At 72.8% G+C, this 21,620-nt stretch carries 23 protein-coding genes; 11 read left to right on the top strand and 12 right to left on the bottom strand.

The genetic code is table 11. From position 1 onward, the window contains the following. Positions 1-2 precede the first annotated feature (2 nt). Positions 3-1,415, top strand: coding sequence for an aldehyde dehydrogenase family protein (locus tag Ae331Ps2_RS02575; protein WP_075312949.1), 1,413 nt, complete (start codon positions 3-5; stop codon positions 1,413-1,415). Between the two features lie 11 nt (positions 1,416-1,426). Further along, positions 1,427-2,236, top strand: coding sequence for an alpha/beta fold hydrolase (locus Ae331Ps2_RS02570; RefSeq protein WP_233147630.1), 810 nt, complete (start codon positions 1,427-1,429; stop codon positions 2,234-2,236). A 72-nt stretch (positions 2,237-2,308) separates the two neighbouring features. Here Ae331Ps2_RS02570 and Ae331Ps2_RS02565 read toward each other — a convergent pair whose 3' ends face one another. Beyond that, the gene (locus tag Ae331Ps2_RS02565; protein WP_075310953.1) at positions 2,309-3,100 is read right to left on the bottom strand and encodes a coniferyl-alcohol dehydrogenase; all 792 of its coding nucleotides are present in this window, start codon (positions 3,098-3,100) and stop codon (positions 2,309-2,311) included. Between the two features lie 101 nt (positions 3,101-3,201). Here Ae331Ps2_RS02565 and Ae331Ps2_RS02560 point away from each other — a divergent pair, with 101 nt between their 5' ends. Beyond that, positions 3,202-4,176, top strand: coding sequence for a nitronate monooxygenase family protein (locus tag Ae331Ps2_RS02560; RefSeq protein ID WP_020628014.1), 975 nt, complete (start codon positions 3,202-3,204; stop codon positions 4,174-4,176). Positions 4,177-4,232: 56 nt separating this feature from the next. Here the strand turns inward: Ae331Ps2_RS02560 and Ae331Ps2_RS02555 are convergent, their stop codons facing one another. From Ae331Ps2_RS02555 to Ae331Ps2_RS02530, 6 genes are all read right to left on the bottom strand, one after another. Next, positions 4,233-4,715, bottom strand: coding sequence for a nuclear transport factor 2 family protein (locus tag Ae331Ps2_RS02555; RefSeq protein WP_020628015.1), 483 nt, complete (start codon positions 4,713-4,715; stop codon positions 4,233-4,235). Between the two features lie 37 nt (positions 4,716-4,752). Next, on the bottom strand, positions 4,753-5,550 hold the full coding sequence (locus tag Ae331Ps2_RS02550) for an enoyl-CoA hydratase/isomerase family protein (RefSeq protein WP_020628016.1): 798 nt from the start codon (positions 5,548-5,550) through the stop codon (positions 4,753-4,755). A gap of 30 nt (positions 5,551-5,580) precedes the next feature. Then, a complete protein-coding gene (locus Ae331Ps2_RS02545; RefSeq protein WP_075312953.1) occupies positions 5,581-6,498 on the bottom strand; it encodes an SDR family NAD(P)-dependent oxidoreductase in 918 nt (305 codons plus the stop codon). Next, positions 6,495-8,183: a class I adenylate-forming enzyme family protein gene (locus Ae331Ps2_RS02540; protein WP_020628018.1), complete on the bottom strand. Its 1,689-nt coding sequence runs from the start codon at positions 8,181-8,183 to the stop codon at positions 6,495-6,497. Before Ae331Ps2_RS02540 ends, Ae331Ps2_RS02545 begins: the two co-directional genes overlap by 4 nt. Before the next feature lie 83 nt (positions 8,184-8,266). Continuing rightward, positions 8,267-9,028: an enoyl-CoA hydratase/isomerase family protein gene (locus Ae331Ps2_RS02535; protein WP_075310955.1), complete on the bottom strand. Its 762-nt coding sequence runs from the start codon at positions 9,026-9,028 to the stop codon at positions 8,267-8,269. Positions 9,029-9,068: 40 nt separating this feature from the next. Beyond that, a complete protein-coding gene (locus Ae331Ps2_RS02530) occupies positions 9,069-9,563 on the bottom strand; it encodes a nuclear transport factor 2 family protein (RefSeq protein ID WP_020628020.1) in 495 nt (164 codons plus the stop codon). A 95-nt stretch (positions 9,564-9,658) separates the two neighbouring features. Here Ae331Ps2_RS02530 and Ae331Ps2_RS02525 point away from each other — a divergent pair, with 95 nt between their 5' ends. Beyond that, positions 9,659-10,522, top strand: coding sequence for a PaaI family thioesterase (locus Ae331Ps2_RS02525; protein WP_075310957.1), 864 nt, complete (start codon positions 9,659-9,661; stop codon positions 10,520-10,522). Here the strand turns inward: Ae331Ps2_RS02525 and Ae331Ps2_RS02520 are convergent. After that, positions 10,482-11,030 carry a TetR/AcrR family transcriptional regulator gene (locus Ae331Ps2_RS02520; RefSeq protein WP_075310959.1) on the bottom strand — a complete coding sequence of 183 codons (549 nt, stop codon included), beginning with the start codon at positions 11,028-11,030 and terminating at the stop codon, positions 10,482-10,484. The two genes, Ae331Ps2_RS02525 and Ae331Ps2_RS02520, sit on opposite strands and share 41 nt — an antisense overlap. Before the next feature lie 177 nt (positions 11,031-11,207). On the opposite strand from Ae331Ps2_RS02520, the gene Ae331Ps2_RS02515 reads away from it, so the two are divergent. Continuing rightward, complete coding sequence (locus Ae331Ps2_RS02515) at positions 11,208-11,621, top strand: SCP2 sterol-binding domain-containing protein (RefSeq protein WP_075310961.1); 414 nt, start codon at positions 11,208-11,210, stop codon at positions 11,619-11,621. Positions 11,622-11,626: 5 nt separating this feature from the next. Beyond that, positions 11,627-12,901: a cytochrome P450 gene (locus Ae331Ps2_RS02510; protein WP_075310963.1), complete on the top strand. Its 1,275-nt coding sequence runs from the start codon at positions 11,627-11,629 to the stop codon at positions 12,899-12,901. 17 nt (positions 12,902-12,918) lie between these two features. Here Ae331Ps2_RS02510 and Ae331Ps2_RS02505 read toward each other — a convergent pair whose 3' ends face one another. Then, the gene (locus Ae331Ps2_RS02505; RefSeq protein ID WP_075310965.1) at positions 12,919-14,103 is read right to left on the bottom strand and encodes a TetR/AcrR family transcriptional regulator; all 1,185 of its coding nucleotides are present in this window, start codon (positions 14,101-14,103) and stop codon (positions 12,919-12,921) included. A 136-nt stretch (positions 14,104-14,239) separates the two neighbouring features. On the opposite strand from Ae331Ps2_RS02505, the gene Ae331Ps2_RS02500 reads away from it, so the two are divergent. Beyond that, complete coding sequence (locus Ae331Ps2_RS02500; RefSeq protein ID WP_075310967.1) at positions 14,240-15,772, top strand: acyl-CoA synthetase; 1,533 nt, start codon at positions 14,240-14,242, stop codon at positions 15,770-15,772. A gap of 52 nt (positions 15,773-15,824) precedes the next feature. On the opposite strand, the gene Ae331Ps2_RS02495 is transcribed toward Ae331Ps2_RS02500, so the two are convergent. From Ae331Ps2_RS02495 to Ae331Ps2_RS02485, 3 genes are all read right to left on the bottom strand, one after another. Further along, complete coding sequence (locus Ae331Ps2_RS02495; protein ID WP_051050496.1) at positions 15,825-16,466, bottom strand: TetR/AcrR family transcriptional regulator; 642 nt, start codon at positions 16,464-16,466, stop codon at positions 15,825-15,827. A 92-nt stretch (positions 16,467-16,558) separates the two neighbouring features. After that, positions 16,559-17,719, bottom strand: coding sequence for an acyl-CoA dehydrogenase family protein (locus tag Ae331Ps2_RS02490; RefSeq protein ID WP_075310969.1), 1,161 nt, complete (start codon positions 17,717-17,719; stop codon positions 16,559-16,561). A 28-nt stretch (positions 17,720-17,747) separates the two neighbouring features. Then, positions 17,748-18,470: a hypothetical protein gene (locus Ae331Ps2_RS02485; RefSeq protein WP_075310971.1), complete on the bottom strand. Its 723-nt coding sequence runs from the start codon at positions 18,468-18,470 to the stop codon at positions 17,748-17,750. A 144-nt stretch (positions 18,471-18,614) separates the two neighbouring features. On the opposite strand from Ae331Ps2_RS02485, the gene Ae331Ps2_RS02480 reads away from it, so the two are divergent. From Ae331Ps2_RS02480 to Ae331Ps2_RS02465, 4 genes are all read left to right on the top strand, one after another. Next, complete coding sequence (locus Ae331Ps2_RS02480) at positions 18,615-19,223, top strand: cytochrome c oxidase subunit 3 (protein ID WP_075310973.1); 609 nt, start codon at positions 18,615-18,617, stop codon at positions 19,221-19,223. A 3-nt stretch (positions 19,224-19,226) separates the two neighbouring features. Then, the gene (locus Ae331Ps2_RS02475) at positions 19,227-19,508 is read left to right on the top strand and encodes a cytochrome C oxidase subunit IV family protein (RefSeq protein WP_233147629.1); all 282 of its coding nucleotides are present in this window, start codon (positions 19,227-19,229) and stop codon (positions 19,506-19,508) included. A gap of 472 nt (positions 19,509-19,980) precedes the next feature. Next, positions 19,981-20,763: an ABC transporter permease gene (locus tag Ae331Ps2_RS02470; RefSeq protein ID WP_198932213.1), complete on the top strand. Its 783-nt coding sequence runs from the start codon at positions 19,981-19,983 to the stop codon at positions 20,761-20,763. A 10-nt stretch (positions 20,764-20,773) separates the two neighbouring features. Continuing rightward, positions 20,774-21,616 carry an ABC transporter permease gene (locus tag Ae331Ps2_RS02465; RefSeq protein WP_198932212.1) on the top strand — a complete coding sequence of 281 codons (843 nt, stop codon included), beginning with the start codon at positions 20,774-20,776 and terminating at the stop codon, positions 21,614-21,616. Positions 21,617-21,620 lie beyond the last annotated feature (4 nt).

Here is a 21,620-nt window from a genome sequence, read left to right as displayed (position 1 = left end):
CCGTGACCGTCACCGACAGCACGTCCCCCGAGGCCACGGACGCCACGGAGGCCTCGGACGCCGCGGCCACCGTCGCCCGCCTGCGCCGGACCTTCGAGTCCGGCCGGACCCGGCCGCTCGCCTGGCGGCGCCGCCAGCTGCACGGCATCGAGCGCCTGGTCTCCGAGCGCGAGTCGGACATCGCCGCCGCGCTCGCGCAGGACCTGGGCCGCCCCGCGCCCTACGCCTGGCTCGGCGACATCGCCTCCACCGCGGCCGAGGCCGCCTACGCCCGCAAGCACCTCAAGCGCTGGATGCGCCGGCGACGCACGTCGCTGCCGCTGTCCATGCTGCCCGGCCGCGGCTTCTACCAGTACGAGCCGCTGGGCACGGTGCTGGTCATCGGGCCGTGGAACTACCCGGTCTACCTGACGCTCGGCCCGCTGGTGGCCGCGGTCGCGGCCGGCAACACCGCGGTGGTCAAGCCGTCCGAGCACGCCCCGGCCACCTCCGCACTGATGGCCCGGCTGATCCCGGAGTACCTGGACCCGGACGCGGTCGCCGTGCTGGAGGGTGACGCCGCCGTCACCCAGGCCCTGCTCGCCCAAGGCCTGGACCTGGCGTTCTTCACCGGCGGCCCGGGGATCGGCAAGAAGGTGATGGCCGCCGCGGCCGAGCACCTGACGCCGGTGGTGCTGGAGCTGGGCGGCAAGAGCCCGGTGATCGTGACCGCCGATGCCGACATCGACGTCGCGGCTCGCCGGATCGCCTGGGTGAAGCTGCTGAACTCCGGCCAGACCTGCATCGCACCGGACTACGTGCTGGTCGAGGAGTCGGTGCGGGACCGCCTGGTCGCGGGGATCGTCGCGACCGTGCGGGAGTTCCGCGCCGGGGAGCCCGCCACCCAGCCGATCGTCGACGACAGGCAGTTCGCCCGGATCGCGGGCCTGCTCGACGACCACGGCGGGACCGTCGCGCTCGGCGGTGGCACCGACGCGGCCTCACACGCGATCGAGCCGACCGTGCTGGTCGACCCGTCGCCGGACTCGGCGGTGATGGCCGACGAGATCTTCGGCCCGATCCTGCCGGTGCTCACCGTGCGCTCCGTCGACGAGGCGCTGCGCTTCGTCAACGACCGCCCGAAGCCGCTGGGCCTGTACCTGTTCACCGGGTCCAAGGCGGTCAAGGAGCGGGTGCTCACCGGGACGAGCTCGGGCGGCGTGGTGGTCAACCACCTGGCCATGCACTGCCTCGTCCCGCAGCTGCCCTTCGGCGGTGTGGGCAACAGCGGGATGGGCGCCTACCACGGCGAGTGGGGCTTCCACGCGTTCAGCCACCGCAAGGCGGTGCTGGACAAGCCGGCCAAGCCGGACCCGTCGCTGATGTACCCGCCCTACACCGACCGGAAGATGGCCCTGCTGCGGAGGTTCTTCTGACCCGGATCCCCGTGGAGCCCGTGCACGTCGGCGGGGCCGGCACGCCGATGGTCCTGCTGCACGGCGCGACGTCGTCGTGGCGGGCCTGGCGGCCGGTCCTGCCGGCGCTGGAGCGCCACCACCACGTCGTCGCGCCCACGCTGGCGGGGCACCGCGGCGGCCCGGTGCTGTCGGTGGCCCCCGAGAAGGTGGTGCCCGCGATCGTCGACGCCGTCGAGGTCGCGCTGGACGAGGCCGGCATCGACCGGGCCCACCTGGTGGGCAACTCGCTCGGCGGGTGGGTCGCGCTGGAGCTGGCCCGCCGCGGCCGGTCGCGGTCGGTCGTCGCGCTGTCCCCGGCCGGGGCGTGGGCGACACCGGCGGACCTCGACCGGCTGCTGCGGCTGTTCCGCATCGGCGGGCGGATCGGGCGGCTGCCGGGCACGGGTGCGGTGCTGCGGCCGCGTGCGGTGCGCCGCCTGCTGCTGCGGGCGGTCTCCGAGCACCCGGAGGTGCTGTCGCAGGCCGACGTCGGGGAGCTGGTCGAGGACCTGGCGGGCTGCGCGGTGCTGGCCGACCTGCTCGCCGGGGCCCCGGACTCGGGTGGGCTCGCCCCGTTCACGCCGGAGGGCCCGGTGATGATCGCCTGGGGGGAGCGGGACCGGATCCTGCCCTTCCCGCGCTACGGCCGCCCGATGGTCGAGGCCGTCCGCGGCGCGCAGCTGGTCCGGGTGCCGGGGGTGGGACACGTGCCGATGGCCGACGCCCCGGCCCTGGTCTCGTCGCTGATCACCCGGTTCACGGCGCGGGTCGACCGCGACGCGGTCCCCGCCGAGCACTGACGACCCCCGACGACCCTGAACGACACCGGCCGGTGGGCACCGCCACCGAGGCGCCCACCGGCCGGCCCGGGCTCAGATCTCGGGGGCCGGGACCAGCCCGGCGGCCACGGCGCCGGTGATGCCGCCGTCGGCGGTGATCGTCGAGCCGTTGAGCCAGCGCGAGCCGCGCGAGGCCAGGAACACCACGGCGGGTGCGATGTCGTCGACGGTCGCGTGCCGCCCCAGGAAGGCCTTGACCCCGTCGAGGGTGTCCTTGCCCATGCTCTCCTCGAAGTCGGCGAGGATCGGGGTCTCCACCGGGCCCGGGAGCACGGCGTTGATCCGCAGCTCGTTCATCTCCCGTACCGCGCCGCCCATGGCCAGGCAGTAGACGGTCGCGGCCTCCTTGGAGAAGTTGTAGGCGTTGCCCTGCTGCGGGTGCTCGGCGAACCAGGCCGCGCCCTCGTCCATCGACTCGGTGGCGAGCACCTCGCGCAGGGTCTCCAGGCGGGCCGGCCAGCCGAACCCGGCCGTCGAGGAGACCACGACGATCGAGCCGCCCGGGTTCATCCGCTCGAACACGGCCTCGGTCAGGTGCCGCATGCCGAGGAAGTTGACCCGGAAGACCAGGTCGGCGGGCGCGGTGCCGGGGATGCCCGCGACGTTGGCGAGGACGTCGAAGGTGCCCTCGATCTGCGCCAGCGCCGAGTCGATGCTCGCGGCGTCGGCGAGGTCGACCTCGACGTGCTGCTCCACCTCCGCGGAGGGCTTGTTGCGGTCGAGGCTGACGACGGAGGCGCCGCCCTCGACCAGCTGGCGCGTGACAGCGTCACCGATGCCCGACGCGGTGCCCGTGACCAGGCAGCGCAGTCCCTGAACGTCCATGTGATCCCTCCGGTGTCGCCTGTGACGCCTTATGTTTCTAACCTAGATTAGCTACCTACGGGGGGCAACGGGCCCCGGGTGGCGAGTCGAAGGAGACGTCGATGCGGACACGGTTCACCGAACTCGTCGGGGTGCGTCACCCCGTCGTGCAGGGAGGCATGCAGTGGGTGGGCCGGGCGCCGCTCGTCGCCGCCGTCGCCGAGGCGGGTGGGCTCGGGTTCCTGACCGCGCTGACCCAGCCGACCCCGGAGGACCTGCGTGCGGAGATCCGGCGCTGCCGGGAGCTGACCGACGCCCCGTTCGGCGTCAACCTGACGATCCTGCCGACGATCGACGCCCCGCCCTACGCCGCGTACCGGCAGGTGATCATCGAGGAGGGTGTCCCGGTCGTGGAGACCGCCGGGGCGAACCCGGTGGACCACCTCGGGCCGCTGCACGACGCGGGGATCGTCGTCGTCCACAAGTGCACCTCGGTCCGGCACGCGGTGAAGGCGCAGGACCTGGGGGTGGACGCGCTGTCCATCGACGGCTTCGAGTGTGCCGGCCACCCCGGCGAGGACGACGTTCCCGGGCTCGTCCTGCTGCCCGCCGCGGCCGACGTCCTGGAGATCCCGTTCATCGCTTCGGGCGGCATCGCCGACGCCCGCGGTCTGGTCGCGGCGCTGGCGCTCGGTGCGGACGGGGTCAACATGGGCACCCGCTTCCTGTGCACGCAGGAGTCGGGGGTGCACGACGCGGTGAAGGCCCGCATCGTCGAGGCCGGCGAGCGCGACACCACCCTCATCTTCCGCGAGCTGCGCAACACCGCTCGGGTCGCGGCCAACGCGGTCTCCCGGGAGGTGGTGGAGAAGCTCGCCGCCGGTGCCCGGTTCGAGGACATCCGCCACCTCGTCGCGGGCAGCCGCGGGGCGACGGTCTACGAGACCGGAGACCTCGACGCCGGCATCTGGTCGGTCGGGATGGTGCAGGGGATCATCCGCGACGTCCCGACCTGCGCGGAGCTGATCGAGCGCATCGTCACCGAGGCCGAGCAGATCGTCGCGGGCCGGCTGGCGGAGCTCGTCACGGCCGGCTGAGGCCCGGACAGGGCCCTCGTCGCCGGGCTGTCCGGGCCTCGGCCCGACCGCGTGCCTCAGCGGGTCGGCGAGGTGATGCGGGCGCCGACCTGGTACAGCACCGTCGCGAGGTCCCAGTAGTCGTCGTGACCGGTGAGCAGGCCGTCGTCGTCGTAGGTGCAGACGGCGACGCCCGGCACCGAGAACCGGGCACCGGCCACGTCGACGAGCTCACCGGTGCGCAGCTTCAGCGGGCCGCGGACGGTCCCCGACCACACCCAGCGCGAGGTGAGCCCGCCGCCGGCCGCCCATGTCTCGCCGAACTCGATGTGCGAGTCGGGGGCGAAGGAGAGCATGAACCGGTGGAAGCGGCCGACCTCCCCGCGGCCGCGGTAGGTGCCGTCGAGCGCGATGTCGCGGTACACGCCGTCCGGGGCGAAGAACTCCAGCAGCGCGTCGGGGTCGTTGCTCCAGGCGATCCCGTAGGCCAGGGCGAACCCGGGGTCGGTGGGGTGCGGTGTCGTGCGGGACGGGGTGGGGGAGGTCGGCGAGGACGTCATCTCGGCTCCGGGGCTCGGTCTCGGCTGCCGCTCGGTCTCAGCTGCGGCGGGACAGTCGCTCGGTGGCCCTGCTGGCCCCGGACCGCAGCCGGTCCAGGCCCTCGGCGATGCGGCGGGTGAACAGCCCGCGCTGCAGCAGGTCGTGGGTGACGCGCAGCTCGTAGGCGGTCGCCGCGACGTGGTCCATGTGCCCGGCGCGCAGCGCGACCTCCTTGAGCACCGTGGTCAGCTCGGCACCGTTCTCGGCGATCTGCTTCGCCAGCGTCAGCGCCGAGGAGCGCAGCGTCCCGACCGGGACGACCTCGTCGACGAGCCCGCAGCGCAGGGCCTCGTGGGCGTCGATCGGGTCGCCGGTGAAGAACATCCGGCGGGCCCGCTGGGTGTTCGTCTTGCGCAGGATCGCGTGGTAGAAGCCGTTCATCGCGTACTTGACCTGGGTCGAGCCGAACGCGGCGTTCTCCGAGGCGATCGTGATGTCGCACATGTTGGCCAGGTCCATGCCGTAGCCGGGGGCGACACCGGCGACGGCGGCCACGGTCGGCTTGCGGTAGTCGTAGATCGCGACCATGAGCTTGTAGGCGAGGTCGGTGAACCGGGTGCGGGCGTCCCCGCTGGTGTCCTGCAGCACGTCCAGGGCCCAGCCGGCACAGAAGATGTCCTCGTCGCCGATCATCAGGACGCAGGCGACCTCGTCGTCCTCGGCCCACTCGGCGAGCGCCGCCACGATCTCCTCGTGCAGCTCCCAGCCCAGCGCGTTGCGCTTCTCGGGATGGTTCAGCTGCAGGATGCCGACGCCGTCCTCGACGGAGGTCAGCAGGTAGCGGTACTCGGTCACGGGGGTTCCTCTCGGGGTGGGGGTGTGGGATCAGTGGCAGGACTCGGAGCCGGCGCGCAGCGCGGTCGTCCCGCGGAACGGGTCGCACGCGGCGGCGAGCGAGTCCGCGGTCGTGGTCGGACGGTCGGACGGGCGGCCCACCAGGTCGGTGATCCCGCCCCAGTGCGCGGCGACGTCGGCGACGGCCGGTGGCGGCCCGTCGGGGCGGGTGAAGCGCACCCCCTCGGAGCGCTCCCAGCGCAGCACCGAGGCCCAGCCGCCGCCGGTCTCGACGACCTCGCCGGTCAGCGGGCAGGAGGGCAGGGCGAGCGCGACGACGACCGGGGCCACGTCGGCCGCCAGCAGTGCCTGCGCCGGTCGGTCGCGGAACACCTCGGCGGTCATGGAGGTCAGCGCCATCGGCGCGACGGCGTTGACCCGGATCCCGTGCCGCGAGCCCTCCGCGGCCAGGGTGCGGGCGAGCCCGACCAGGCCGGCCTTCGCCGCCGCGTAGGCGGCCTGGCCGGGGTTGCCGTGCAGCCCCGCGCCGGAAGTGGTGAGCACGATGGCGCCGCCGCGCTCGCGCAGGTGCGGCCAGGCCGCCGAGCAGGCGGTCCAGCTGCCGCGCAGGTGCACGTCGACGACCTCGTCGAAGTCGTCGTCGGTCAGCCGGGACACCCCGCGGTCGCGCAGCCCGCCCGCGTTGACCACGAGCACGTCGAGCCGGCCGAGCGCCGCGACGCAGTCCCCGACCAGGGCGCGGCCGTCGCGCGCGTCCCCGACGACCGGGTGCGCGCGCCCGCCCGCGTCCCGGATCCGGTCGGCGACGGCACCCGCGGCCCGCGCGGTGCGCGCGTGCACGGCGACCGTCGCCCCGGCCGCGGCCAGTGCGGTCGCGTACTCCGCGCCCAGCCCGCGTCCGGCGCCGGTGACCAGTGCGACGGTCCCGGCCTCGAACACCGCGGTCACGCCCGGGCCGGTCGGTGGGCGTGCCACAGCTCGAGGTCGGTGAGCCCGGCGAGCGCGTGCTTCTGGATCTTCCCGCTGGCGGTGGCCGGGATCTCGGCGACGACGTGCCACTCGACGGGCGTCTTCGCGCGGGCGAGCTTCTGGGCGGCCAGGTGCTCCAGCAACGGGCCGACGCCGGCGGCGCGGGCGTCGTCGTCGAGGACCACCCAGGCACCGACGGCCTCCCCGAGGCGCTCGTCGGGCACCGCGGTGACCGCGACCCGCCGCACACCCGGGGCGGAGGCGACCGCGAGCTCGATGTCCATCGTGGAGAACTTCTCGCCGCCGCGGTTGACGATGTCCTTGGTGCGGCCGGCGATCTGGACCCAGCCCTCGTCGTCGACGCGGCCGACGTCGCCGGGGAGGAACCAGCCGTCGGCGTCGATCTGCTCGGCGGTGACGACCGGGTCGGTGTAGCGGTCGAGCAGCTGCGGCCCGCGGATCCGCAGCCGGCCCACGGTGCCGGGCGGGACGAGCGCGCCGTCGTCGTCGACGACGGTCATCTCCATGCCGCGCAGCAGCCTGCCGTCCCAGGCGCGCCGGCGCTCCAGGGAGTCCGAGGCCGCCGCGATCGCGAGCACCCCGGCGGTCTCGGTCATGCCGTAGGCGCGCACCACCCGCACACCCACCTCCGCGGCACGGTCGACGACCTCGGGCGCGATGGCCGCGCCGGCACAGGCGTAGGTGTCGAGGCGGTGGCCCTCCGGACGGTCCCGGTAGCGCTCGACGAGGTCGGTCACGAACACCGTGGCCCCCATCATGAGGGTGACCCGCTCGGCCTCGATCAGCTCGACGGCGTCGTCGGGCCGCCAGCCGGCCATCACCACCGAGCGCCCGCCCAGGAACGCGGGGAACACGACGGCGGCGACGAACCCGCCCAGGTGCGACAGCGGTGTCGCGGCCAGGGTGACGGTGTCCTCCCCGGCGCCGAGCGCGTCGCGGAAGTTGACCAGGTGCGCGACGACCGCCCGGTGCGACAGCAGCGCGCCCTTCGGCGCGGCGGTCGTCCCGGAGGTGTAGAGCAGCAGCGCGGGCTCCGCGGGGTCGGCGGACGCCGGCAGCGCGGCGTCGTCCGCGGCCTCCGGCCCCGGGACGGCGGTCCAGCCGGGGCGCTCGCCCCCGACGAGGTAGCGCACCGCCGGGGTCACACCGGCCTCGTCGAACAGCGCGTCGAGCTCGGCGGACGGGTCGCGGTCGCCGAGGGCGTCGACCGTGCAGACCGCCGCGGGCCGGCAGTCCGCGACGATCTGACGCATCTCGTGCTCCCGGTAGATCGGGATCACCGGGACGTCCACCGCGCCCGCCCGGAACGCCGCGACCTGCACGGCCAGCGCCTCCAGCCGGTTCGGCAGCTGGACCAGGACCCGGTCGCCGGGGCGGACCCCGCGGCGCACCAGGTCCTGGGCCACCGCCCGGGTCCAGCGCTCGAAGGCGCCGTAGGTGACCCGGGTGCCCTCGAAGGAGAACAGCTCGCGCTCGGGGTGGCGGGCCGCGGCCTCCGGCACGAGATCGGCCAGCGACGTCGGCGTCCACAGGCCCGACGCGCGGTAGCCGGCGTACCGGTACGCGCGCGCCGGGTCGGTCCCCCCGGCGGTCACGGACTGTGCGGTCGACGGTGCGGTCACGGACGGGGCGGCAGTCGTCATCGACGTGCTCCTCGGACTCGATCGGGCCACGGCGGCCCACCCTATCTAGTGAACCGTCACTATCCACTGCGCCGAACGGACGCTCAGCGCGTGCGGATCCGGCTGAACGCCTCGTTGATCCGCTCCAGCACGTCGGGGTGGCGGATGACCTCGCGGTAGGCGGAGGTCTCGAAGGACAGCGCGCTGATCGGGTCCATCGCCGGGGAGCGCAGCGCCAGCTCCTTGTTGATCTTCGCCGACTTCGTGGTGGTCTCCGCGATCGACCGGCCCAGCGCGGTCGCGGCCTCGACGACACCGCCGGTCGGCACGAGCCGGTCGAGCAGGCCGATGCGCAGCGCCTCCGCGGCGTCGATCCGGTCGCCGGAGAAGGTCAGGAGCTTGGCCTGGCTGAGTCCCACGATCTTCCACAGCGGCGAGAAGTACGGGGTGAGCCCGAACTTGATCTGCGGGAACCCGAACACGGCGTTCTCCGCGCCGATCCGGATGTCGCAGAACACCGCGATGTCGCAGCCGCCGCCCAGGGTCGGTCCGGCGCACGCGGCGATGGTGGGCTTGCCGTAGTCGAGCAGGGCGCCGTAGACCCGCAGGCACATGTCCGAGTACACCTCGCGGGAGTCCTCGGTGAACGCCGACTGCAGGTCGAGGTCCAGGCCCGCGGAGAACGCCTCCTCGCCACCGGTGAGCACGACCGCGGCGACCTCGTCGTCGCTCCGCCAGGCGTCGAGCTGGTCGCCGAGCGCTTCGAACAGCTCCAGGCTGAGCGCGTTGCGCCGGTGCATCCGGTTGAAGGTGATCGTGCCGACGCCGTCGGCGACGGTGATGCGGACGGCCTCGTCATCGGCCATGGTGACTCCTCGGTCTGGGGTGGTGCGGGGGACGGGCGGGTCAGCCGGCGTTCGCCGGGCTGCGGTGCAGCAGCGACAGCAGGTAGGCGCCGCCGATCCGGCCCTCGCGGGCGGGCAGCACGCCGAGCTGGCGCATCATCTCGGTGATCTCGTACTGCGCCAGGTAGGACGACAGCAGTCCGTCGGCGAACTCCAGGAAGATGTCGCAGCCGTAGGTGCTGAAGGTGGCGTCGGGGGCGAGCTTCGCCGGGCCGTGGCCGTACTGGCGGAACAGGCACAGCGCGCGGCCGTCGCCGGGGGAGGTGAAGGTCTGCACGTCGTCGAACGCGACGTCGGGCATGACCTCCCAGATCCGCTCCACGTAGGTGCGCACGCCCTCGCGGCCCTCGATCACCCCGGTCCAGAAGACCGTGTCCTCCCATCGGACGTCGGGGTGCAGCAGCGCGAGCACCTGCTCGGTGTCGTGGGAGTTCCAGGCCGCCAGCCAGCGCGTGCTGAAGTCGCGCAGGAACGTCTCGGTCAGGGGCGCGGGCACGGCGGCTCCTCCTCGATGACGGCCCGCTCCGGCGCGGACCTCGCCGCCGTAGCCTAGCCATGATTAACTTAGAGGGCAACGAGGGAGAGGTCACGATGACCGGCGAGCAGTCCTGCAGTCTCGACACGGCGGGCACGCCCGAGCAGCGCCTCGGCGTGCTCGGGTGCACCGTCGTACCTGGTGAGAGGCGGTGCTCCGCGCTCACCGGGGGCTGGTCGGACGGCGCGGGGCGGACGTGGACGGGGCCGCTGGCGGTGCTGGCGGACCATGTCCTGGGCGAGGTCGCCAACCGGCCGCAGGCGCCGGGGTTCCAGCCGGTGACCACGGCGCTGTCGCTCGACGTGCTCGTCCCGCCGCCGTGGCCGGGGGACCGGCTGCACGCCCGGGCCGCGCGCACCGCGGGCGAGGTGCTCCGCGACCACGTCACCGCCTCCGTGCGCGACCCGGACGGCCGGCTCGTCGCGGTGGCGTCGGCCTGGACCGCGGACGTCCCCGCACCCGGCACGACCCCGCTCGCCGCGGGGCCCGCGGTCGGCGCCCGGCCGGGGCAGGGCGGGATCGGCGAGCTGCTCACCGACCTCACCGAGGTGGGGTCCGGCCCGGACGAGGCGGTGCTGGAGCTCGACGCGACGGGGTGGACCAACCAGAACGGCACCGTTCACGGCGGGGTCTGGGCCTGCGCGGCGGAGCTGGCCGCGACCCGCCTGACCGGATCGGCCCCGCACGCGGTGAACCGCCTGCAGCTCGCGTTCCTGCGGCCCGGCCGGGGCCGGGTGCGCCTGACGGCCACGGCCCTGCACCGGGGCCGGACCTCCGGGCTGGTGGAGGTCAGGGGACGCGACGCGACGGGCCGGGTCTGCGTGCACGCGATGGTCGGCTCGCGTGCCGACCACGCCGCTCCCGGGGCGGTCGCGACGCTCAGTCCGGCCGGCCGGAATGCGCCTCCACCAGCGCGATGAAGCGGGCGAGCACCCGGTCCAGACCCTCGACGTCCACGGGGCGGTGCCGTAGCTGGGCGCCGACCACCGCGGACAGGCACAGCTCGGCGAGCTCGTCGGCGGCGTCGGGTGCACCCGCGGCGGCGACCGCCCGCCGGATCACCTCGAGCCGTCGTGCGTCGACCGCGCGCTGTGCCTCCGCGACGGCCGGGTCGGTCGTGGCCCACACCCGGATCGCCGCCTCCGCGTCGTGCGGGACGGTGCGCGAGAGCCGGCGCAGCAGCTCCAGCCGCTCGTGCGGGTCGTGGGGTCCGGCCGCCTCACGGGCGATCGCCTCGGTCGACCCGCGCCAGTGCTCCAGGAACCGCTCGACGAAGTCGGGCCAGTTGCGGAACCAGTTGTAGAACGATCCGCTGGAGACGCCGAGCCCGCGGTGCAGGGCGGTCATCGTCAGCTCGTGGGCCCCCGATCCGGACAGGATCGCGATCGCGGCCGCGTAGTAGTCCTCGCGTCCGACGTACTGCGGCACGGTCGGTCCTTCCGGGTCGGGTCGGGGCTGGTCGGATCGGTGCCGGGACGGCACCACTGCATCATCGCAGCCGTCGACGTCTTCCCGCATAGAGGACTCTATGTTAACTTGCGCTAGGCCGTGGCCGAGGCGGGAACCCTGGCCGTCGATCGGCGCCGACATGTCAAAGGAGACGTCATGGGTGGTTTCCGTTCCGCGGACGAGGTCCACGAGTTCCTCGGCGGGATCTTCGCCGAGGCGATGGAGGACGAGACGATCGGGCCGAAGCTCGCCGCGACCGGCATGAGCCTGCGCATGGACTACACCGACCCCGACACCACGGTGCGGGTCGAGTTCGCGACCAAGAAGATCACCACCGGGGCCGAGGCCGCCGCGGCGGACTCCGACGCGACCCTGTCGATGGCCGCCGACACCGCCAACCAGTACTGGCAGGGCAAGGTCAGCCTGCCGCTGGCGATGGCCCGCGGGAAGATCACGGTCGGTGGTTCGGCGGCGCAGCTGCTCAAGCTCTCGCCGATCGCGAAGGCCCTCTACCCGCGCTACACCGCGATGCTGGCCGACCGCGGTCGTTCCGACCTCGTCGTGAGCTGATCGCGATGACCGGATCCCTCACCGCATCGCGCCCGTTCTCCGCGCTCGACGTCTCCTCCCGGGAGTTCTGGCGCCTGGACCCCGTCGAGCGGGAGAAGACCTTCGGCCGGCTGCGCGCCGAGGAGCCGGTGTCCTGGCAGCGCCCCCTGTACAGCCCGCTGATGGACGGTGACGACGGCTCGCCCGGCTACTGGGCCGTCGTGCGGGCCGAGGACATCGCCACCGTCAGCCGTCGCGCCGAGGTCTTCTCCTCCTCCGCGGGCGGGGTCCTCGCCGAGGACTTCCCGGAGGAGGTGCTGGAGATGGCCTCCTCCATCCTGACCATGGACGACCCGCGGCACCGCGACGTCCGCAAGCTGGTCAGCTCGGTGTTCACACCGAAGCGGGTGAAGCTGATCGAGCAGCAGATCGCCCGGCAGGCCCGGGAGATCGTCGGCGCGATCCGCGACCGCGGTGAGGCCGAGTTCGTCTCCTCGGTGTCCGCCCGGCTCCCGATGTGGACGATCTCGGAGATGATCGGGATCCCGCCCGAGCGTCGTGAGGAGGTCGCCGACGCGGCCGAGTCGATGGTCGCCTGGGGCGACGACGGGGACGGCGGCGGCGACGACGCGGCGACGAAGATGCTCAACGCCATCGTCGTCCTGCACGGCGCCTGCCAGGACGTGATCGACGCGCGTCGCGAGCAGCCGGAGAACGACCTGATCTCCGCGCTGGCCGCCGCCGAGGTCGACGGGGAGCGGCTCACCGACGACGAGATCAGGTCGTTCTTCGTGCTGCTCTGCGTGGCCGGGAACGACACGACCAAGCAGACCACCACCCACACGCTGCGCGCGCTGACCGACCACCCGGAGCAGCGCGAGTGGCTGTTCGCCGACTACGAGGCCCGCATCGGCACCGCCGTGGAGGAGTTCGTCCGGTGGGCGAGCCCGGTCATGAGCTTCCGGCGGACCGCGCTGGAGCGGTTCGAGCTGAACGGCGTCGTGATCGAGCCCGGCGACAAGGTCACGATGTTCTACAGTTCCGGCAACCGCGACGAGGCGGTCCTCGACCGGCCCGACGAGTTCGACCTGTCCCGCACGCCGAACCCGCACGTCGCCTTCGGGGGCGGGGGGCCGCACTTCTGCCTCGGTTCGCACCTGGCGAAGATGCAGCTGCGGTGGATCTTCCACGAGCTGTACACCCAGCTGCCCGACATCCGGGCGGTCGGTGAGCCGGAGCGCCTGGTCAGCACCTTCATCAACGGCGTGCGTCGGCAGCGGTGCGCGTTCACCCCCGCCTGACCGGCACGCGGGGCCGGTCAGGCGCCGGAGCGGAGCACGGCCAGCGCGGCCGCCGTGACCTCCGCCCGCTCCGCCGGCCGGTCCCGCGTGGAGGTGAGCCGGGTCAGGTCGCTGATCAGCGACAGCGCGGCCCGCACGCGCAGCCGCGCGGTCGGCTCGTCGAGGTCGAGGAAGTACGCGAGCAGCGACCGCGTCCAGTCGCGCAGCTCGGTCCGGATGGCGTCCGCGGTCCGGCGCCGCGCGTCGTCGGTGAGGTGGTTGAACTCGCTGACGTAGACCCCGAGCAACGCCCGGTTGGCCAGGCAGAAGCCGACGTAGCGGTCGATCAGCCCTGGCAGGTCGACCGACCCCGGCCGGGCCCGACGCGCGGCCTGCTCGGCCCGCAGCCGTTCCGAGCCGAGGTCGAACGCCGCGGTGAGGATGTCGGCCTTGCTGGCGAAGTGGTGCAGCAGGCTGGGCCCTGCCATGCCGACGGCCGCGCCGATCTCGTCCAGGCTCACCCCGACGTAGCCGCGCTCGTGGAACAGCGCGACCGCGCGGTCCACGATCTCCCGCGGCCGCGACGACGGCCCGTCCTCCGACGAGACCGGGCCGTCCGGTCCGGCCGCGGGTCCGGCCGGTGGGTCGGACCGCAGGCAGGCCAGCGCCGCTGCGGCCAGGACGGTGCGGACCCGCTCGTCGTCCAGGCCGATGTGGGTGACCGACGGGGTGGCCAGCACGCCGAGCGCGCCGGTCACGAGCACACCCGCCGCGCGCTCGGTGAGCTCGGGACGCTCGCGCCGCAGCCGGCGCGACAGCAGCTCGAGCCGTCCGCGCAGTCGTTCGCGGATCTCCTCGCGGGCCTGTGGGGAGAGGAAGCGGACCTCCCGTTGCAGCAGCGTCCACAGGTCGGGACGGTCCAGTGCGACGCGGGTCAGCGCGGTGACCAGCTCCTCCAGCGGGCCGTCGAGGTGCCGGTCCAGGGCCTCGGCGACCTCGTCGAGCCCGGCCGCGATCCCGGCGGCGAGCAGGGCCTGCTTGTTGGGGAAGTGCCGGTAGACCGCAGGCCCGGTCAACCCCACGTCGGCGGCGACGTCGCCGAGGGAGACCTGGTGGTAGCCGACCAGGTGGAACCGTGCCGCGGCGGTGCGTGCCAGCTGGTCGCGCCGCTCGGCGGCCCTCATCCGTCGCCGCGGTCCCGGCTGCGACTGCGGTGCGGCCACGTCCCACCCCTTCTCCGGTCGGGTCGACTGTAGAAGACCCGCGGCCGCCCGACCGTTGCCGGTGGGGAGCTTTCCGCCCTACTTTATCGACATTAAATTCCGTCGTCGCCGACGACCACACCGACGTGGAGGACCCGTGACCCACCCCGGCGCCCATGCCGCCCAGCACCCGGACAAGATCGCCGCGCTCCTCGCGGAGACGGGGGAGCAGGTGACCTACGCCGAGCTGGAGGAGCGCTCGGTCCGGCTCGCGAACGTGCTGCGCGAGGCCGGCCTGCGTCGCGGTGACGTCGTCGCGCTCCTGAGCGAGAACAACCTGCGTGTCTTCGAGGTCTACTGGGCCGCGATGCGCTCCGGGCTCTACATCACCGCGATCAACCACAACCTCGTCGCCGAGGAGGTCGGCTACATCGTCGAGGACTCCGGGGCGTCGGCGCTCATCGTCTCCGCGGGCAAGGCCGACGTCGCGAAGGCGGTGCTCGCCACCGGTGTCTCGCCCGGCCTGCGGCTGTCCTACGACGGCGTCGTGGACGGCTTCTCCTCCTACGAGGACGCCCTGGCCGCCGCCTCCGACGTCGCGCCCGACGACCAGCCGCACGGCGCCCCGATGCTGTACTCCTCGGGCACGACCGGCCGGCCGAAGGGGGTGCGGCCGCCGCTGCCGCCCGTCCAGTTCACCGAGCTGGGCGACCCGCTGGTCGGACTGATCAGCAAGGCCTTCGGCGTCGGCCCGGAGACGGTCTACCTCACCCCGGCCCCGATCTACCACGCCGCGCCGCTGCGCTGGTGCGGCGCCGTGCAGGCGCACGGCGGCACCGTGGTCATGATGCGCCGCTTCGACGCCGTCGGGTCACTGGAGGCGATCGGCACCCACCGGGTGACCCACGCCCAGTTCGTGCCGACGATGTTCGTCCGGATGCTGCAGCTCCCGCAGGAGCAGCGCGACGCGGCCGACATCTCGTCGCTGCGGGTCGCGGTGCACGCCGCCGCCCCGTGCCCGGTCGAGGTCAAGCAGGCGATGATCGACTGGTGGGGCCCGATCCTGGTCGAGTACTACGGCGCGACCGAGGGCAACGGTCTCACCATGACCGACAGCGCCACCTGGCAGACCAAGCCCGGCACCGTCGGCCGCCCGATCCTGGGGGTGCTGCACATCTGCGACGACGACGGCACCGAGCTGCCGGTCGGGGAGACCGGCGCGGTCTACATCGAGCGCGACATCGTGCCGTTCGAGTACCACAACGACCCGGAGAAGACCCGGGCCGCGCAGCACCCCGAGCACGAGACGTGGACGACGCTGGGCGACATCGGCCACCTCGACGAGGACGGCTTCCTGTACCTCACCGACCGCAAGTCCTTCATGATCATCTCCGGCGGGGTCAACATCTACCCGCAGGAGACCGAGAACGTCCTGGCGCTGCACCCCGCCGTGCACGACGTCGCCGTCATCGGCCTGCCGGACCCGGAGATGGGGGAGCGGGTCACCGCGTTCGTCCAGCCGCGGGCCGGCGTCGCGACCGGGCCCGAGCTGGGGCAGGAGATCATCGACTTCGTGAAGTCGCGCATCGCGGGCTACAAGGCTCCGCGCGAGGTCCGCTTCGTCGACGACCTGCCCCGCACCGAGACCGGCAAGCTGGTCAAGGGCGAGCTGAAGAAGCGCTACGCCTGACCGCGTGCCCCCCGGTGCCGTGGCGTCCCGCGTCGTGGCACCGGGAGGGAGGTCACGGCCGCAGCGCGTGCAGCACCATCGACTGGGCGACCGTGATCGTCCGGTCGATGTCGCCCCGCTGCGGGTCCCACCACTCGACCGTCCAGTTCAGCGAGCCGATGACGAGCATGCGGCCGATCGACGGTTCCACGTCGTGCCGCAGCTGCCCGGCGGCGCGCAGGTCCTCGACCAGTCCGCGCCAGATGTCGTGGAACTCCCCGATGTGCACGCGGGCACGGGCCGACAGGTGCTCGGGCAGCTGGTTGGCGTTGCGGACGACCGCCCGGGCGTAGTCGGACAGCTGCAGCTCGTGCCGGAGCTGCGCCTCCACCGCCGCGGCGATCCGCTCGGCGGGCGGGGTGTCCGGCGGCAGTGCCTCGAGGACCTGGGACAGGTGGTCGCGCAGCGAGATCGCGCCCGTCGCGACGACGTCCTCGATCAGGTCCTCACGGGACGGGTAGTAGTAGTAGATCGCCGGCGCCTGGATCTGCGCGGCCTTGGCGATGTCGGACAGCCGGGTCCCCGCGAAGCCCTTCTCGCTCAGGACCCGCGCCGCGGCGTCGAGCAGGCGGGCACGGGTGCGAGCCGACTTGGTGTCGGTCGCGTCGGTGTCGTCGGTGGCGGCTGGGGCCACCGCGTTCGTCCTGCGGGCCACCGGACCAGGATAGGCGGACCGGGGGTCACCAGCCGGACACCTGCCCGGCCGTGTCGCCGGCACGCGGGCGTCCGCGTGCCGGCGACCCCTGCTCAGGAGCGGTACCGGGAGGCGATGTCCCGCCCGATGATCTCCTTCATGATCTCGGTCGTGCCGCCGTAGATCGTCTGGATGCGACCGTCGGCATAGGCCCGCGCGACCGGGTACTCGAGCATGAATCCGTAGCCGCCGTGCAGCTGGACGCAGCGGTCGGTGATGCGCTTCTGCAGCTCGGTCAGGTACCACTTGCCCTTCGCCGCCTCGACCGGGGTCAGCTCGCCCCGGTTGAACGCGAGCACGGCACGGTCCACCCACGCCTCGGCGACCTCGAGCTCGGTCTCCATCTCGGCGAGGACGAACCGCGAGTTCTGGAAGTCGCCGATGGCCGTGCCGAAGGCGTGGCGCTCGAAGCAGTAGCGCGCGGTGTGCTCGTAGACCGCGCGCGCGGCGGTGACGGCCGAGGCGATCAGGCCCAGCCGCTCGTGCGGCAGGTGGCTCATCAGGTGCATGAGGCCGTGGCCCTCGGTGCCGATGAGGTTGTCCGCGGGCAGGCGCACGGCGTCGAAGAACAGCTCGCCGGTGTCCTGGCCGTGCAGACCGACCTTCTCCAGCCGGCGCCCGCGCCGGAAACCGAGCATGTCCCGCTCGACGACGAACAGGCTGAACCCGCGCGAGCCCGCCTCGGGGTCGGTGCGGGCGGCGACGATCACGAGGTCCGCCGACAGCGCGCTGGAGATGAAGGTCTTCGAGCCGTCGAGCACCCAGTCGTCGCCGTCGCGGCGGGCCGAGGTGCGGATGCCCTGCAGGTCGCTCCCGGTCCCCGGCTCGGTCATCGCGAGCGCGCCGAGCAGCTCGCCGCGGCTGAACGGCTCCAGCCAGCGCTTCTTCTGCTCGTCGGTGGTGAGGTCGAGCAGGTAGGACAGCACCAGGTCGTCCTGCAGGCCCAGCGTCATGCCGAACGAGGTCGCGCCGACCCGGGCGACCTCCTCGTTCACCACCATCCGGTAGCGGTAGTCGGTCTCACCGGCGCCGCCGAACTCCTCGGGCACGGCGAGCGCGTAGACGCCGGCCTCGGCCGCGGTGCGGAACACCGCCGGGTCGATCCCGCCCGCGCGCTCCCAGTCCAGGTAGTGCGGCTCGACCTCGCGGGCGAGGAACTCGCGCACGGTGGCGCGGTACTGCTCGTGGTCGTCGGTGTAGAGCTCGCGTCGCATCGTCTCTCCTCGATCCGGTCGGGACGCCTCAGGACGGGGCGGTGGCGCTCGGTGGGGTGGCGCTCGGTGCGGGGGCGGTCGACCTGCGCCCGGCCACCAGCGGCGGGAACATCACCACGAACCAGCCCACGAACACCGCGACCGGGACCCAGAAGCTGAACATGCCGTTCCAGGCGAGCGGGCCGGAGTGGAACAGCGGGATGAAGGTGGCCGGGACCAGCAGCAGTGCCACCCAGATGTTCACGTAGGCCACCCAGCGCGGGTAGGGTAGCCGCCCCGAACGGTCCCGCAGGATGATCGCGGCGATCAGCAGGTACTGGACCGTGAACGGCGCGACCGGCATGAACGTCATCGTGAACCCGACGTCGTGGAGCAGCTGGGAGTAGCCGCTGTCGCCGTTCTCGAGCCGGTAGGGCACCAGCGAGAGCAGCACGAAGTTCAGCGAGAAGAACACCGTGCCGAGCACACCGATGCAGGCCTGCCCGAGGTTCAGCGCGAGGTCGCCGCTGCGCCGCAGCGCCACGAAGACCGCGAGCGACGCGGGGGCGTAGAGCACCCCGCCCCAGACGCAGATCACCATCGACAGCTGCTTGAGCGTGGTGTCGGTGCCCCAGAACCGCAGCAGCTCCTCGCCGGCCAGCGACGGCGGTGGCGGCGGGAAGAACCCGGCGCTCAGCCAGCCGACGAGCACCAGCAGGATCGAGAGTGGTCCGGCCCAGCCGAGGATCCGTAGACCGCGGTCGTCGTCCATGACGATCCGGCCCCCTTCCGTGGGATGGCCCGGACCGCCGTCCGGGCATAATCTAATGTAGGTTAACCGGAAGAGACCACGCGCGCCCCCTGCTGTCAACGGCCGTGGTCCGACCCGGTCCGGACCGGCCACGAAGGAGTGGGCATGACCGAGACCAGCGCGTCGCCGTCCCCGGCGACGGCGCCGATCGCGGACCGAGGGCGGCACGTGCCCGGCGAGCCGGGACTGTGGGTCCTGGTACTGGGCGACATGACCGTGTTCGCCGTCTTCTTCGCCACCTACCTCGTGGTCCGCGGGGGCGACCCGGCCGGGTTCGACGCGGCCCAGGCCCGGCTGGACCCGGTGCCGGGCGTGGTGAACACACTGGTGCTGCTGCTCAGTTCGCTGCTCGTGGTGCGGGCGGTGCATGCGGCGCGGACGGGTGTCGCCCACCGGGCCACGGTGCTGCTGGGCGGGGCGATCGCCTGCGGGGTGACCTTCTCGGTGATCAAGGCGTTCGAGTGGGGTGCGAAGTTCGGCGCGGGGATCACCCCGAACACCCACGAGTTCTTCATGTACTTCTTCGTGCTGACCGGGCTGCACTGGCTGCACGTGCTCGCCGGGCTGGTGGCGCTGGCGCTGATGACAGCGGCCTGCCGGCGCCCGGACCGGCTCCCCGGCCGGCTGCCGCTGATCGAGGGCGCCGCGTGCTTCTGGCACATGGTCGACCTGCTCTGGATCGTGCTGTTCCCGCTGCTCTACCTGGTGAGGTGACCCGTGTCCTCGATCGTGTCGAGCACGCCGGCCTGGCGGGACCGGGTCGCCGTGGTGTGGCTGGTGCTGGTGGCCGTCACGACCGTGTCCTGGATCCTCGGGACCGGCCCGGCCTCGGGCACCGTGGCCTCGGTCGTGGTGCTGGTCCTGGCGTTGTTCAAGGTGCGCCTGGTCGGTCTGTACTTCATGGAGCTGCGTGACGCCCCGGTCGTGCTGCGGCTGCTGTTCGAGCTCTACTGCGTCGCCGCGTGCGCGGTGCTCGCGGGCATCGTCGCCCTGGCCTGAGGGCGAGCTCGACGCAGTTTCGGGGCACCTCAAGTAAATCGCTGCTAGGCGGAAGAGCTCGTCGACCCGGCGGATGCTCCCGTCGTCGGTGACCGCGCGGGGCGGGGCCGGCGCCGTCCCGGTCCGGCGCCGCTGCCGTGTCACGGCGCCGGCCGGGCCCGGCCCGCAGCCGGGTTCCGGCCGGCAAGTCGGCCCGTTCCTGCACGTCAGATGCGGAATCGGGCCGGATGCGACCGCTCGTCGTCGGAGTGACGCCGCTCACCGTCGAGCGTGCCGTGTTCTCCCGTGTCACCCGGTCGGGTGGGGCGACGGACGGAGCGGAAAAAGACCTCCGCCCCCGTAACCTCCGTTTCTGATCCTCGTTTAGAAAATGGATGCTAGGCAGGACCGATGACGGAGGCCACTCGATGAAGAGTCCACTCACCGCGGTCCCGGTCGCCACGGCCGGGAGCACCGAGGCCGGTGTCGACCGGTGAGCGGCTCCCGGGTGCCGACCCTCGACGGGGCGGTGCGCACCGTCGGCAGCTTCACCGCCTTCGTCCTGGACGTGGCGCGGACCGTGGTGAAGCGTCCGTTCCCGTTCGGCGAGTTCCTCGCCCAGACCCGCTTCATCACATCGGTCTCGCTCGCGCCCGCGATCATGGTGACGATCCCGTTCGTCGGCGTCGTGATCCTGCTGATCAACCAGCTGCTCGCCGAGATCGGCGCGCTGGACGTCGCGGGCGCCGTGACCGGCCTCGCCGTGCTGCGCCAGATCGGCCCCATCGCCGCGGTGCTGGTCACCGCGGGCGCGGGTGCGACGGCCATCGCCGCAGACCTCGGCGCCCGCAAGATCCGCGACGAGATCGACGCGATGAAGGTCATGGGCATCGACCCGCTGCACCGCCTGGTGCTGCCCCGGGTGCTCGCCTCCGCGCTGGTCGCGGTCTGCCTCAGCGCGATCATCACCGTGGTCGGTGAGGTCGTCGCCTACCTCGTGTCGGTCGGCCTGCAGGGCGCCTCGGCCGGCCAGTTCCTCGCGACGCTGACCCTGCTCACCGACGAGGGCGACTTCGCCGTGAGCTCCTTCAAAGCAGTCCTGTTCGGGACCCTCGCCGGGCTCGTCGCCGCCTACCGCGGCCTCAACGCCGAGGGCGGGTCGAAGGGCGTCGGACAGGCGGTCACCGAGACCGTCGTCATCTCCTTCGTCCTGCTCTTCATCATCAACGCCCTGCTCACCGCCATCGACATCCAGCTCAAGCTGGCACGGATCTGAGGACGACGTCGTGGACACATCCGAGCACTCCGCCCTCGGGCGGATGGTCGAGCGACCCCGGTCGGGGCTGCGGGCCGTCGGGGTACAGGTCGACTTCTACGTCAAGGCCTACGCCGGCATCCCGATCGTGCTGCGCCGCTACCTCGGTGAGGTGCTGCGGCAGCTCACCAGCATCAGCTTCGGCACCGGCGCGCTGGTCCTGATCGGCGGCAGCGTCGTGGTCGTCGCGATCCTGACCGCCAGTGCGGGCGCCGTCGTCGGCCTGCAGGGCTACGAGGCCCTCAACGCGGTCGGCACCGACGCCCTCACCGGCTTCCTGGCGAGCTACATCAACATCCGGCTCGCCGCCCCGCTGATCGGCGGGGTCGCGCTGGTGTCGACGATCGGGGCGGCGTTCACCGCCGAGATCGGCGCCCAGCGCATCAGCGAGGAGATCGACGCCATCGAGGTCATGGCGGTCCCGTCGGTGCCGTTCCTGGTCACCACCCGGATCCTGGCCGGGACGATCGCCATCGTCCCGCTGTACGCACTGGCCCTGATCGCCTGCTTCGCGACGACGCAGCTCATCGTCGTGCTCGGCTACGGGCAGTCGGTCGGCACCTACAACCACTACTTCGCGACCTTCCTGATCCCGACCGACGTGCTCACCTCGATGCTGCAGGTCACCCTGATCGCCTTCGTCGTGATGTCCATCCACGCCTTCTACGGCTTCACCGCGAGCGGCGGTCCGGCCGGCGTCGGCGCCGCGGTCGGTCGCGCCGTGCGCCTGTCGCTGATCGCCGTGATGGTCACCGCCCTGGTCACCGCCGTCCTGCTCTACGCGGACCCCGAGACCCTCCACCTGTCGCGATGAGCGG

It is taken from the genome of Pseudonocardia sp. Ae331_Ps2, from assembly GCF_001932405.1.
GTDB lineage: Bacteria > Actinomycetota > Actinomycetes > Mycobacteriales > Pseudonocardiaceae > Pseudonocardia.
Note: the sequence above shows the minus strand (reverse complement) of the source record. Positions and strands in the feature narration are given on the sequence as shown.